Below are 14291 nucleotides of genomic sequence, written 5' to 3' on the forward strand. Positions count from 1 at the left end.
ATAACGAAGAAAGGAAACCCGCCCGCAGAACCATTTCGCTATTCGCCATTCAATATTCGATATTGAAAACTGCATGAAACCGCCCCGTCTGGCCGACCGTCTTCTCGCCCTCTTCTGCTCCTCCGACCGGCTGGAGGAGGTGCTGGGCGATCTGCACGAGGAGTTTGCGTATCAGGTCAGTAGGGTGGGCGAACGGCGGGCGCGGCTGCGCTACTGGCGCGATGTGCTGGGGTTCTTTCGACCCTTTGCGGTGAAGCGAAAAAAGAACGTGGTGTCAACAACCGATTCAATCAACCCAATTATGATCCAGAATTATTTCAAAATTGCCCGGCGGAACCTGGTTAAAAACCGTGCCTATGCCTTGATCAATATCACCGGGCTGGCCTTGGGCATCGGCGCGGCACTGTTGATTTTTGCCCTCGTTCGCTACCATTACACCATTGATACTCATCATCAGAAATACAATAGCATTTACCGGGTAACGACCCAGTTTGTTACACCGGAAGGCAATTTCACGATACCGGGCGTGCCTGATCAACTGGGAAAAGCCCTGCTGAACGACCATCCCGATATCGAACACCTGGCGATGATCGATCTGTACCGCGACCCCCTGGTGGCCATTCCTGTGGCCAACGGACCCGACCGTAAATTCAAGGATGCCCACCGGGTGGGCGCTTTCGTACAGCCAGCGTATTTCAACATTTTCGATTATGCGTGGCTGGCGGGCGGCCCGACGGAATTACGCCAACCCAATACGGTGGTTATCAGTGCAGAAAATGCGATGAAGTATTTCGGCACGACGCAGGTTATCGGGAAAATCATCAAAATCAATGCGACGTTGAACACCCGTATTGTGGGTGTTTTCCGGGATTACCGGGATAACACCGACTTTGCCTACTCCATCATGGTATCCTGGGCCAGTCTGCCAGAATTTATTGGGCGGCCGCTGAACGAAGATTTTGACAACATCAGCGGGGATAGGCAGTGCTTTGTGAGCCTCGATAGCCGCTTTACCAAAGCCGACTGGGACCGGCAGATGCCGGCTTTTGTCAAGAAATACAAGCCGCACGGGGTGAAGGACACCCGGTTTCCGATGCAGCCGCTGCGGGAGATTCATTTCTCGGCCGATACCGGCGGAGTCAGCCGGGGGTTGATTTGGTCGTTGTTCGCCATTGGCATTTTTCTGCTCATCACGGCCAGCATCAACTTTGTCAATCTGGCCACGGCGCAGGCCCTCAATCGGTCGCGGGAAGTGGGCGTTCGGAAAGTGCTGGGCAGTACGCGGGGGCAGTTGTTCTGGCAGTTCATCGGCGAAACGGCTATGCTGACCTTTGCGGCTACGGGCCTGGCCCTCTTGCTGTTCCAACTGGGCCACCAATTGGCTCAGGAGCAGTTGCACGGGGCCTTTCGGTTTACGTTCTATTACGACCCATCCGTGATTGGCTGGTTGCTCCTGACCGTCGTCGGGGTCATTGCCCTGTCCGGTTTTTATCCGGCGCTGGTGCTGGCGGGCTTCAAACCGGCCCTGGCCCTGGCCGGGCGGATGACCAACCAACAGCTGGGCGGTTTTTCAATACGCCGGAGTTTGGTCGTTACTCAGTTTGCCATTTCACAGGCGCTGATTATTGGTATGATGGTGGTGGCCAATCAGTTGCAGTACATCCAGACGAAAGACCTCGGTTTCCGGCAAACGGCTATTCTAACGGTTCGGTTGCCTTATTTACCCAAGCAGGATGTCGGCAAAATGGAGGATTTCCGCCACCGCGTGATGGCCATTCCCGAGGTGGAAAAACTGAGTTATTCCATGAGCGGACCGCCCCAAACGGGCTGGGTCAGCCAAACCATCATCAAATTTGACACCCGGCCCGAACCCGAAAAATTTGCCCCCCAGCAGAAGCACATCGATGCCGCGTACATTGGGGTGTATGGGTTGAAACTGGTGGCCGGGCGTAATCTCCAGCCTGCCGACACCTCCCGCGAAGCGCTGGTCAATGAAAGCTTCGTCAAGCAGTTGGGTCTTCGTGACCCGGCCCAGGTGTTAGGGAAATTCCTGCACACATCCGGGAAACTGGAAATTGTGGGCGTGGTGAAGGACTTCAACCAGAGCGATCTGAAAAACGGCATCGCCCCGCTCTTCATGACAACCCGGGCTACCGATTATTTTTTCGCCAACCTGCAATTGCACAACGGCAATTTTGCGCGGGTGCTCCGGCAGTTGGAAAAAGAGTATAATCAAGTCTATCCCAATAGTTACTTCACCGCGCAATTCGTCGACGAGCAATTGCAGGAAAACTACACTCAGGAACAAACGATGGCAAAGCTAGTCAATTTCTTCGCCGGAATTGCGGTGGTAATCGGGTGTTTCGGGCTGTATGGACTGGTGCTGTTTATGATCAATCAGAAAACAAAAGAAATTGGCGTCCGGAAGGTGCTGGGCGCCAGCATCGGCAGTATTCTGTGGCTGTTCGGCAAGGAGTTCGCCCGGCTGATTGTCGTGGCGTTCGGGGTGGCTACGCCGGTGGCGTGGTGGGTGATGACGCACTGGTTACAGGATTTTACCTATAAAATCGATATCGGCCCCGGTATTTTTGGTGTCGCCCTGCTGGCGACTCTAGTGGTCGCTGCCTTAACCGTCAGTTTCCAGAGCATCAAAGCGGCTTTGATGAACCCGGTGACCTCGCTGCGCTCGGAATGAAAGGAGTGAAGAGTTATGAATTAAGAATTATGAGTTAAGAATGATGAATTATGCTGTAACGTATTGGTTATGAGGGTAAAAATGGCAGGCTTCGGTGATTTTTTTAATTCATTACTCATAACTCTTAATTCATATCTCCCCTATGAAACCACCCCGCCTGGCCGACCAACTGCTTGAATTCTTCTGTTCTACCCACCGGCTGGAAGAAGTCCAGGGCGACTTGCACGAGGAGTTTGCTCATCAGGTTCGGCGGGTGGGCGAACGGCGGGCCCGCTGGCGGTATTGGCGGGATGTGCTGGGATTTTTAAAACCCCCGGCTGGATGGCCGTTCGCGAGTAAACGAAAGTCAACGGAGTATTCGACAACGCATGTAATGAAACCAATCATGATCGGAAATTATTTCAAAATCGCCCTTCGAAACTTGCTTCGGTACAAACTCAACAGTTCGCTGAACCTGGTCGGACTGGCCATCGGCCTCGCCTGCGGGCTGCTCATCGTTCTTCATGTGAAGGAAGAACTGCGCTACGACCAGGGTTTTTCCAAGTCCGACCGCATCTTCCGGCTTACGATGGAATACCGGGATGAGAAAACCCGGCGCTGGGCGGCTACTTCCCCAATCCTGGCCGTTGAGATGAAACAACAGGTGCCGGGCGTTCAGCAGATCACCCGCTTTTACCGGCCCGGTACGTCCAGCCGGGTGTTCAGCCATACGCCACCTGCGGGGGCGGTTGCCCCCGATGTCAAACGGTTTGAAGAAAAGAACGGCTTCTTTGCCGACTCCACCGTTACGGAGGTATTCGATCTTTCCTTTGTGAAAGGTGATCCGCAAACGGCCCTCAACCAGCCGAATACCATTGTGCTGACCGAAGCAACGGCCAAACGCTACTTCGGCGATCAGGAACCGCTGGGCAAGCAACTGCACGATGATCGGGATAAAAATTACCTGACCGTTACCGGTGTCGTCCGGGACTTCGGCTTTCCTACGCACCTCAAATTCGACTACCTCATGTCTATGGCGACGCTCTACCAGTCCCAGGGTATGAGGAGTTCGCTGAACGACCGCGACTGGTCGGGCTTTTATAATTATGTGTTGCTGGCTGACCAGGCCCAGCCGACTGTGGAAGCTGCCCTGCGAGAGTTTATGGTGCATTTCTACGAAGTAACCGGCGAGAAGAGGGAGCAGATTTTGAAAGGCCGGAATCTTTCCCTTCAACCGATCACCGACATTCACCTGCATTCCCGGCTGGAAAAGGAAATGGGCCCCAACAGCGACATCACCTACGTCTACATCTTTTCGGCGGCTGCCCTCTTCATCCTGCTTGTAGCCTCGGTCAACTTCATTAACATGGCTACCGCCCAGGCCTTCAACCGGATGAAAGAAGTCGGCGTTCGCAAGGCATTAGGGGCCCGAAAAACCGAGTTGATCAATCAATTTCTCGGCGAATCCTTCCTGCTGACGGTTACCGCTACGGTTCTGGCGCTGCTCTTATTCGGGCTGGCCATTCCGTTTTACAACCAGTTGGCCGGTAAAAATCTACAGCTTACGGAGTTGCTCACACCGCCAAATGTTCTCATTATGCTGGCGCTGACGGTGTTGATTAGTTTACTGGCCGGTCTATATCCCGCCTGGTTCATCGCAAATTTCGATCCGGTCTATTCCCTGAAAGGCCGAAAAAATGCGTCTTCTTCGGTCACCTTCGTTCGCAAGGGTCTGATTGTGTTTCAGTTCGTGGTTTCGGTCTTTATGATTTTCAGCACGCTGGTCGTCTACCGGCAGATGCAGTTTTTTCAACGTAAAAACCTGGGCTTCGACCAGGAGCAACTGGTATCCGTCAGGCTCTACAACCAGGAAATGGGCGAAAAAGCGAACACGATCCGGAATGAATGGCTGAAGAACTCCGCCATTACCGACCTGGCGCTGATTTCCAATCTGCCGGGTGACCGGTTCAGCAATGAGGGCGTAACGCCGTTGGGGGCGCAGGAGAACAGCAGCACGATGCGTCATTTGTGGAGCGACGAAAACCTGTTGCGTACGCTCAGGATGAGCCTGAAAGAAGGCCATGATTTTACCGCCCAGTCCCTTGATGCCCCCCCTAAATTCCTGTTGAATCAGGAAGCTGTCAAGGCCCTCAAGCTGGAAGATCCCGTCGGCAAGCGGCTTATCGTCCGGGGCGATACCGGCGAGGTCGTGGGCATCGTCAACGATTTCAACTTTGCCTCCCTGCATTCGGTTATCGAACCGCTGATCATCATTCAGAATCCCCGTGAAACCGGCCATTTCCTGTTGAAGATCAAAGGCGATCAGATCCCCGACATTTTAGAATCAGCCCGTGCAACGCTCACGCGGATTTCGCCGGAAAGCCTGTTCATCCACACCTTTGTTGATGAAAAACTGGCGCTGCTCTACGAGTCGGAACAGCGGATGAGCGATGTCCTGAAGGTCTTCGCGGTTTTCGGGATACTCATCTCCTGCCTGGGGTTGTTCGGCCTGTCCAGCTACGCGGCTCAGATCCGCACCAAAGAGGTTGGCATTCGGAAAGTACTGGGGGCTACGATTCGGGGCATTGTCGTCTTGCTCTCCCGGGATTTTGTGGGGCTGGTCGTCCTGGCCGTTGGACTGGCTTCACCCCTGGCGTGGTGGGTGATGAACCATTGGCTCCAGGCTTTCGCCTATAAGATCGACATCGAGTGGTGGATGTTCGCCCTGACGGGCGTGATGTCGGTTGCCGTGGCCGTCCTAACCATCAGTTTCCAAAGCATCAAAGCGGCTTTGATGAACCCGGTGAAGAGCCTGCGCTCGGAATAAATTGCAGAGGGCATGGGGCAGAAGGTTTCTTTTGTCCCATGCCCCGCGCCCTCTGCCCAACACCCCTATGCAAAACAATACCCCACCCCGTTTCGCCGACCGACTGCTCCGTTTTTTTTGCGCTCCCCACCGGCTGGAGGAGGTGCAGGGCGATTTGCACGAGGAGTTTACGTATCAGGTTCGGCGGATGGGCGAACGGCGGGCCAAATGGTGGTACTGGTGGGAGGTGCTCTTGTTTTTAAAACCGTTCGCCATCAAACGCAAGTCAACAACGTATTATTCGTACTCTTCATTAAGCCCGGTTATGCTACGTAATTATTTCAAAACCGCCTGGCGGAATCTCCTGAACAACAAGGGCTATTCGGCCATCAACATCGGCGGGTTATCGGTCGGGATGGCCGTGGCGCTGCTCATTGGATTGTGGGTCTTCGACGAATTGTCGTTCAATCAATACCATCAAAATCACGACCGGATTGCGCAGGTACTGGAAAACCAAACCTTGGAGCAGGGCATCGAGACGTATGGCTCACTGCCCTTTCCGCTAAGCCGCGAACTGCGGACCAAATATCCGGACGACTTCAAATCCGTCGTGGCAAATTCCTGGTCGGAACAGATTCTGGCGTACAAGGACCAGAAATTTACCCGGCTCGGGAGTTTTGCCGAATCGGGTTTTCCGGAACTATTCACGCTGAAAATGCGCAGCGGCACGCGTTCGGGCCTGAACGATCCCGCTTCGGTTTTACTTTCCGAATCGGCCGCGAGAGCCCTTTTCGGCGACGTTGATCCGCTTCATAAGGTCATTAAAATCGGCAACAAGTACTCGGTGCAGGTGACGGGCGTCTACGAAGATTTGCCCCACAATACGTTGTTCAAAGACATGGCTTTTGTTGCGCCGATCGACCTGATTTTCTCCGAAGACAAAGAACGGGTGTATGTGAATAACTGGCGCAGCAGTTCCTTCGAGATTTATGCGCAACTCCAGCCGAACAGCCGTTTTGACGATGTTTCCCGGAAAATCGAGGACGTTTTTCGCCAACATACGGACAGTAAAGCGAAACCGGCGCTCTTCCTGCATCCGATGAGCCGTTGGCATCTGTATTCCGACTGGAAAAACGGCGTGAACACTGGCGGGCGCATTCAGTTTGTCTGGCTCTTTGGCATCATTGGCGTTTTTGTGCTGTTGCTGGCCTGCATCAATTTCATGAATCTGAGCACCGCGCGCTCGCAGAAACGGGCCAAAGAAGTCGGTATCCGGAAGGCCATGGGGTCACAGCGAAGCCAGATTATCGGTCAGTTTTTCAGCGAATCGTTCCTGGTCGTGGCGCTGTCGTTTGTGATCTCCTTACTGCTGGTGCAACTCACGCTGCCGGTTTTCAACGAAGTGGCCGATAAGCAGATGACAATGCTGTGGTCTGACGCCCGGTTCTGGTTGTTGAGCGTCGGTTTTAGCCTTTTCACGGGCCTCGTTGCGGGCAGTTATCCGGCGCTCTATCTGTCTTCGTTTCAGCCCATTAAAGTACTGAAGGGAACGTTCCGAATCGGCCGGCTGGCGTCCCTTCCGCGCAAAGTGCTGGTGGTGGTGCAATTTACAGTATCGGTGACGCTCATCGTCGGAACGATCATTGTTTTCCGGCAGATTCAATTCGCCAAAAACCGCCCGATTGGTTACAACTACGACGGGTTGGTCAACATCATGATGAATACGCCCGAACTGCAGGGGCGGTATGATGCGCTCCGCAACGAATTGCTGGCTACCGGGGCCGTGGCTAACATGGCCGAAGCGTCGAGCCCGGCTACGAACATTTGGTCGTCGGCCAATAACCTGGAATGGCGGGGCAAAGACCCGAACGGAACAGCCGCTTTTGGAACCATCTGCGTCACCCCGGAATTTGGAAAAGTCGTAGGCTGGAAAATCAAAGAAGGCCGCGAATTCTCCCGGCAGTTTTCGACGGATTCGATGACGTTTGTCTTAAACGAAGCGGCCGTGAAACTGACCGGACTCCAAAATCCGGTCGGCGAAACCATCCGCTGGCACGATCAGAACTGGAAAGTAATCGGAGTCGTGAAAGACATGGTCATGAAATCGCCTTTTGACCCGCCGATGCCGACGGTTTTTATGATGAACACCCACGAACGGACGCTCAATTACATATATATCAAACTGAATCCGGCGATGAGCGCCGGGAGGGCCCTGGAAAAGCTGGAGACGGTTTTCAAAAAAATCAACCCCGATGCGCCGTTCGAGTACAAATTTGCCGATCAGGAATTTGCGGCCAAGTTTGCGGCTGAAGAACGCATCGGCCAATTGGCGAGTTTCTTTGCGGGCTTAGCGATCTTTATCAGTTGTCTGGGGATTTTCGGTCTGGCTTCGTTCATGGCCGAACAGCGCACGAAAGAAATCGGTGTTCGGAAGGTGCTGGGTGCATCGGTTGCCAACATTTGGAGCCTGCTTTCGAAAGATTTTGTGGGGCTGGTCGTCGTTTCGTGTCTGCTTTCATCGCCCATCGCCTGGTATTTCCTAAACGACTGGTTGCAGAAATACGAATACCGGACCGAAATAAGCTGGTGGATTTTCCCGGCTGCCGGTTTGGGATCACTGTTCATCACCCTGTTAACCGTCAGTTTCCAGAGCATCAAAGCGGCTTTGATGAACCCGGTGAAATCACTTCGTTCGGAATGAACAATTGATATTGAATAATGAACGCTGAATAACGAATAACGAAGTGAGTGGCTTGAATTTTGGCTTTTGCCTTTCAGTATTCGATCGTGGAAAATATGGCATCTCCTCCTCATTTGGCCGACCGTCTGCTCAAATTCTTCTGCGCTCCGCACCGGCTGGAGGAGGTGCAGGGGGATTTGCACGAAGAATTTGCGCATCAAGTTCGGCGGGTGGGCGAACGGCGGGCGAAGTGGCGGTATTGGCGGGATGTACTGGGCTTTCTGAAACCCCGGTTTGTGGCCCGACCGAAACCAGCCGACGATTCGATAACCTTTCTATCAAACTCTTTTATGCTCCGGAATCATTTCAAAATCGCCTGGCGGAATCTCCAGAAAGACCGCCAATTCACGGCCCTCAACCTGATTGGTTTGTCGACGGGGCTGGCCTGTACGCTGCTGATTTACCTTTGGGTGAACGATGAACTACACATCGATACCTACAACGAGAAAGACGAGCAGCTTTATCAGGTCATGGCCCATCATTTCCGGGAAGACGGCGTGGAAACGATCAACCATACGCCCGGTCTGCTGGCGGATGCCCTGGCGGCCGATCTGCCGGAAGTGGAGCAGGCCGTGTCGGTGGTTCCGGCTTCCTGGTTTTCCAATCAGGGCGTGGTGTCGTTCGGGGAAACGAAGCTAAAGGCGGGTGGTCAGTTCGTTGGTAAAAATTTTTTCAAGGTTTTCACCTGTCCGTTTCTACAGGGAAATCCCACTAGTCTGTTCGCCGATCATCACACCATCGCGGTTTCGGAAGAGTTTGCGACCCGGCTTTTTGGCCATCCGTCCAACGCACTCGGGAAAGTGGTAAAATGGGATCTCGGTGAGTTTAGCGGCTTTTATCGGGTGGGCGGTATTTTTCAGAATAGTCCGGCTAATGCAACGGAGCCCTTTGATCTATTGTTCAACTTCGGCCTGTTTGTCGAAAAACGCCCCAGCATGAAGTCCTGGGGCAACAGCGATCCGAGCACGTTCCTGATTGTGCGCAAGGGTACCGATTTAAATCGCTTCAACGCCAAAATCAGGGATTATCTCAAGTCGAAAGATCGAAACCTGACTGCGCAGTTGTTCGCCATCCGGTTTTCGGACAAATACCTGCACGGGCAGTTTGAGAACGGTGTTCAGACCGGGGGGCGGATTGCGTACGTACAGCTTTTTTCCGTGATTGCCATCTTTATCCTGTTCATTGCCTGCATCAATTTCATGAACCTGTCGACGGCCAAGGCATCCGGTCGCATCAAGGAAGTTGGCATCAAGAAGGTAGTCGGGGCGCTGCGCAGTTCGCTCATTGTCCAATACCTGAGCGAATCCGTTCTCATGGCGTTTCTATCGCTGATCGGGGCGGTTTTGCTGGTCATGCTGCTGTTGCCGCAGTTCAATACCCTTACCGGAAAACAGATTCAGGTCGAAGTCAGCGGAACGCTGCTGGGGGCGGTTTTGGGCATCACCCTGCTGACGGGTCTGATTGCGGGCAGTTACCCGGCCCTGTACCTCTCCGGCTTCAACCCAACCACGGTTTTGAAAGGCAAACTTTTCACGTCGGTGGGCGAATTGCTGGTGCGCAAAGGGCTGGTCGTTTTTCAGTTTACGATATCGATTCTGTTCATTGTCGCGGTGCTGGTTATTTACCGCCAAATTGAATACATCCAGACCAAAAACCTGGGCTACAGCCGGGATCATATCATTCACTTTGAAATTCCGCTGGAAGAGGATTCGGTGAAACTGAAAACGGCAGAAGCGTTCCTGAACGAAATCCGAAACCTGCCGGGCGTGGTCAGCGCATCGAGTTATTACCACAACCTGACGGGAAGCCACGGCGCTATTTCCGGCTTTCAATGGCCGGGGAAACCACCGGGTCGCGACATCGAATTTGCCAATTTGGAGGTAGGCTATAATTTTATCGAAACGCTGGGCATGGAATTGAAGGAAGGCCGGAGTTTTTCCGGCAATGCAAACGCCCAAAACGAGATTATCTTCAACGAAGCAGCCATCAAGAGTATGGGCCTGAAGAATCCGATTGGCAAAACCGTCAAGTTCTGGGATCGGGAGCGGCAGATTGTGGGCGTGGTGAAAAACTTCAATTTTGAATCGCTGTACGAAACTGTCAAGCCCTGCTTTTTTCAGATTTACCCGATCATGCCCAACATTATGGTGAAGATGCAGGCCGGAACCGAGTCGCAAACGCTGGCCCGGATTCAGCAGACCTACGCAGCTTATCACCCCGGTTTGGTCTTCGATTACCAGTTTCTTGACGAAAACTACAAAGCTCTCTATGCGGCTGAACGCCGGATTGGTGTTCTGTCCCGGTATTTTGCGGGGCTGGCCATTCTGATTTGCTGCCTGGGCTTGTTCGGGCTGGCGGCTTTTACGGCCCAACGTCGCCAAAAGGAAATTGGCATCCGGAAGGTGGTGGGAGCTACGGTGGGCCACGTCGCCCTGCTGCTGTCGATGGATTTCCTGAAACTGTTGCTGATTGCGCTGGCGATTGCTTTTCCTATTATTGGCTGGCTGCTGAGCCGCTGGCTCGACAACTTTGCCTACCATGTGGAACTGGGCGTATCGGTTTTTGCCATCGCGGGCTTTTCGATCACCCTAATCACTTTACTGACCGTAGGGTACCAGGCCATCAAAGCCGCGTTGATGAATCCGGTGAAGAGCCTGCGGAGTGAGTAATGGTGTGAACTTGGATTACACGGATGAAAGGATTAAACTGGATTGCTACCGCAATATTTTACATCCTGTTTAATCCGTGTAATCCGGGTTCAGACTGTCCGGTTTTGGTACGTCAATTGTCCAAAAGCGGACACGTTATTCATCCTGTATTTTCTTAAACCTGCATTTTTACGCCATTCAGAGCCTTATTGGCTACTTGGCACCTCATTTGTTCGGCATTATCGTATAAAATCAATTGCGCCATGAAAAGGGCTTTTTTGGGGGAGTTTGAAGAAGTCGTTCTGTTGACGGTGGCCGTGCTGGACGAAAGCGCCTACGGGGTGACGGTTACACAGGAAATCGAGCAGAAAACCGGGCGGGCGGTAGGCTTTAGCACGGTTCATACGACGCTGCAGCGGCTGGAAGAGAAAGGCTATCTGTCGTCCCGCATGAGCGGAGCGACGGCCGAGCGCGGTGGTCGGCGGAAGCGGTTTTTTACCGTTACAGCCGCCGGACGCAGGGCTCTGGTCGAGGTCAAAAACATCCGGGAGCAACTGTGGGATGCGCTACCTCCGCAAACGCTCCAACTGATGGGCGGGTGAGGGGAGTTAAGAATTAAGAGTTATTTAACCCTGTTCACTATGGCAACTGATCATTTCCCGAACCTGACTGCTACCGATCAACTCATAATTCATAATTCATAACTCTAATGAAACCGCCCCGCTGGGTCACGTGGCTCCTGGAAACCTTCGGCCATCCCGACACGCGGGAGGAGGTGCTGGGCGATTTGCTGGAGTTATATGCTCATTGGGTTGAAACCGTGGGCGAGCGGGAGGCCCGCTGGCGGTATTGTTGGAGTGCCTTGAAATTGCTAAGACCATTTGCCAAACGAACAACCCCATACAATTCGAGACCCTTTTTTCTGAGTCCTGATATGATCCGAAATTACCTCAAAATTACCCTGCGAAACCTGGTGAAACACAAGGGCTATTCAGCCATCAACATCGGCGGGCTGGCCACCGGGATGGCCGTTGCCATGCTTATCGGTTTATGGATCTACGATGAATTGTCGTTCAATAAATACCACAAAAACTACGACCGCCTGGCGCAGGTGATGCAACGCCAGAGTTTCAACGGAAAAATTTATACCGGAACGGCTATGCCGTTTCCCCTGGGGAAAGAGCTTCAGGCGCAGTATGGCAGCAGCTTCAAATACATCGTTATGTCGTCCTGGGAGGGCGGTCACTTTCTGTCATTGGGCGAGAAAAAGGTTACCAAATCCGGGGCTTTTATGGATGTGGATGCGCCCCGGCTGCTCTCGCTGCACATGCTGAAGGGAACGTACGACGGGTTGAAAGAACCCAACTCCATTCTGCTTTCCGAATCCACCGCCCGGGCGCTTTTTGGCGACCGCGATCCGCTGAATCAACTGATCCGGATTGACAACAAACTGGACGTGAAAATAACCGGTGTGTACGAAGATGTGCCCTACAACGCCCAATTCCGCGATCTGATGTTCATTGCGCCCTGGGCGTTGTATGTTTCCTCGGAAAACTGGGTTAAACGGGCCCAGGACGAGTGGGGCAATAATTCGTTTCAGATTTTTGCGCAGTTGGCCGACAACACCGATTTTGAGGACGCTAATAGGCATATTCTTCTCTCGAAATTCAACCGGGTTCCGCCGGAAGACAAGAAATACAAGTCGGAAGTTTTCCTTCACCCCATGCGCGACTGGCGCCTGCGGTCGAATTGGGAGAACGGCGTACAAACCGGCGGGCTGATCGAATACGTCTGGTTGTTTGGGTTTATCGGCATTTTCGTGCTGCTGCTGGCCTGCATCAACTTCATGAACCTGAGCACGGCCCGCTCCGAAAAACGGGCCAAGGAAGTCGGCATTCGCAAGGCCATCGGCTCCGTCCGCAGCCAGTTGATCAGCCAGTTTTTCAACGAATCGTTGCTGGTGGTGACCTTTGCATTTGGGTTGGCGCTGTTGCTGGTGTGGCTCGTTTTGCCCTGGTTCAATGAGGTAGCCGCCAAGCGGATCACGATGATCTGGTATAGCCCGCTGTTCTGGCTGATTGGGATTGGCTTTACGTTGTTGACCGGTTTCATTGCCGGCAGTTACCCCGCCCTGTATCTGTCGTCGTTCCAGCCCGTCAAGGTTCTGAAAGGAACTTTCCGGGCGGGCCGGTTTGCTTCGTTACCCCGGCAAGTGCTGGTGGTGGTGCAGTTTACGGTGTCGCTGGCCCTGATCATCGGCACGATTATCGTCTACAACCAGATTCAGTACTCGAAAAACCGGCCCGTTGGCTACGACCGGGCCGGGCTGGTGATGATTCAAATGAAGTCGCCGGATTTTTACGGGAAGTTTGATTTGCTCCGGACAGAACTGAAAAACGCGGGTGCGATTCAGGAACTGGCCGAATCGTCCAGCCCGCTCACCGGGGTGTGGTCGAACAACGGCGGATTCCACTGGGCGGGCAAAGATCCCAACCTGGATGCCGACTTCGCGACGATCTGGGTCACCCACGACTTCGGTAAAACCGTCGGCTGGCAGTTTAAAGACGGGCGGGATTTTTCGCGGGAATTTACGACCGATTCTTCCTCGGTCGTCCTGAATGAAGCAGCGGTCAAATTCATGGGCATCAAGAACCCCATTGGTAGCATCCTTCGCTGGGGCGAAGGCAAAGACATGGATGAGTTCAAGGTGGTGGGGGTGATCAAAGACATGCTGATGCAGTCGCCGTATGAACCAGTCAAGCAGACCGTCTACCTGTTGAATTACGAACAGGTCAACTGGATCAACCTGAAACTGAATCCGGCCAAAAGTGCCAGCGAGTGTCTGACCACCATCGAAGCGGTTTTCAAAAAATACATTCCTTCCGCTCCGTTCGAATACGAATTTGCCGATGTCGAATTCGGGAAAAAGTTTGCGGCCGAAGAACGGGTCGGCAAGCTGGCGACCTTCTTTGCGGGCCTGGCGATCTTCATCAGTTGTCTGGGGTTATTCGGGCTGGCGTCGTTCGTGGCCGAGCAGCGCACCAAGGAAATCGGAATCCGAAAGGTGCTGGGTGCCAGTGTCTTAAACCTCTGGGGCTTACTATCGAAAGATTTCGTCATCCTGGTGGTCATCGCCTTTTGCATTGCGACACCGGCGGCCTGGTATTTTATGAACAACTGGCTGCAACAGTACGAGTACCGGTCCGACATCGGTTGGTGGGTGTTTGCGGTTTCGGGGGTCGGCGCTCTGCTCGTCACCCTGCTGACGGTGAGTTTTCAGAGCATCAAAGCGGCTCTGATCAACCCGGTGAAGAGTCTGCGGAGTGAGTAAAAAGGAATAATGAACACTGAATAGCGAATAACGAAGGGGTTGCTGATCAGCAAGGAGCAGGGATAGGCAGAGCTACTTCGCTATTCATTATT

The 14291-nt window shown here is 53.3% G+C and carries 6 protein-coding genes; all 6 read left to right on the forward strand.

All coding sequences use genetic code 11. The features are described from left to right. The first annotated feature begins 73 nt into the window (after window positions 1-73). The 6 genes from ACO2Q8_RS27015 (at window position 74) to ACO2Q8_RS27040 (ending at window position 14199) form a co-directional block, all read left to right on the forward strand. Window positions 74-2695, forward strand: a complete 2622-nt coding sequence (locus ACO2Q8_RS27015) for an FtsX-like permease family protein (RefSeq protein ID WP_423348014.1) — start codon at window positions 74-76, stop codon at window positions 2693-2695. Window positions 2696-2837: 142 nt separating this feature from the next. Then, complete coding sequence (locus ACO2Q8_RS27020; RefSeq protein ID WP_423348015.1) at window positions 2838-5501, forward strand: ABC transporter permease; 2664 nt, start codon at window positions 2838-2840, stop codon at window positions 5499-5501. Between the two features lie 67 nt (window positions 5502-5568). Then, the gene (locus tag ACO2Q8_RS27025; protein ID WP_423348016.1) at window positions 5569-8181 is read left to right on the forward strand and encodes an ABC transporter permease; all 2613 of its coding nucleotides are present in this window, start codon (window positions 5569-5571) and stop codon (window positions 8179-8181) included. 95 nt (window positions 8182-8276) lie between these two features. Next, a complete protein-coding gene (locus tag ACO2Q8_RS27030; RefSeq protein ID WP_423348017.1) occupies window positions 8277-10889 on the forward strand; it encodes a permease prefix domain 2-containing transporter in 2613 nt (870 codons plus the stop codon). A gap of 242 nt (window positions 10890-11131) precedes the next feature. Next, entirely contained in the window at window positions 11132-11470 is a 339-nt protein-coding gene (locus tag ACO2Q8_RS27035; RefSeq protein WP_423348018.1) for a PadR family transcriptional regulator, read from the forward strand. Between the two features lie 107 nt (window positions 11471-11577). Next, on the forward strand, window positions 11578-14199 hold the full coding sequence (locus ACO2Q8_RS27040) for an ABC transporter permease (RefSeq protein ID WP_423348019.1): 2622 nt from the start codon (window positions 11578-11580) through the stop codon (window positions 14197-14199). Window positions 14200-14291 lie beyond the last annotated feature (92 nt).

The sequence above is a fragment of the Larkinella sp. VNQ87 genome (genome assembly GCF_049445795.1).
Lineage (GTDB): Bacteria > Bacteroidota > Bacteroidia > Cytophagales > Spirosomataceae > Larkinella.

Coding starts and splice junctions, on each gene's coding strand:
- ACO2Q8_RS27020 (WP_423348015.1), top strand. CDS start 2,838: ATGAAACCACCCCGCCTGGCCGACCAACTGCTTGAATTCTTCTGTTCT.
- ACO2Q8_RS27040 (WP_423348019.1), top strand. CDS start 11,578: ATGAAACCGCCCCGCTGGGTCACGTGGCTCCTGGAAACCTTCGGCCAT.
- ACO2Q8_RS27035 (WP_423348018.1), top strand. CDS start 11,132: ATGAAAAGGGCTTTTTTGGGGGAGTTTGAAGAAGTCGTTCTGTTGACG.
- ACO2Q8_RS27025 (WP_423348016.1), top strand. CDS start 5,569: ATGCAAAACAATACCCCACCCCGTTTCGCCGACCGACTGCTCCGTTTT.
- ACO2Q8_RS27030 (WP_423348017.1), top strand. CDS start 8,277: ATGGCATCTCCTCCTCATTTGGCCGACCGTCTGCTCAAATTCTTCTGC.
- ACO2Q8_RS27015 (WP_423348014.1), top strand. CDS start 74: ATGAAACCGCCCCGTCTGGCCGACCGTCTTCTCGCCCTCTTCTGCTCC.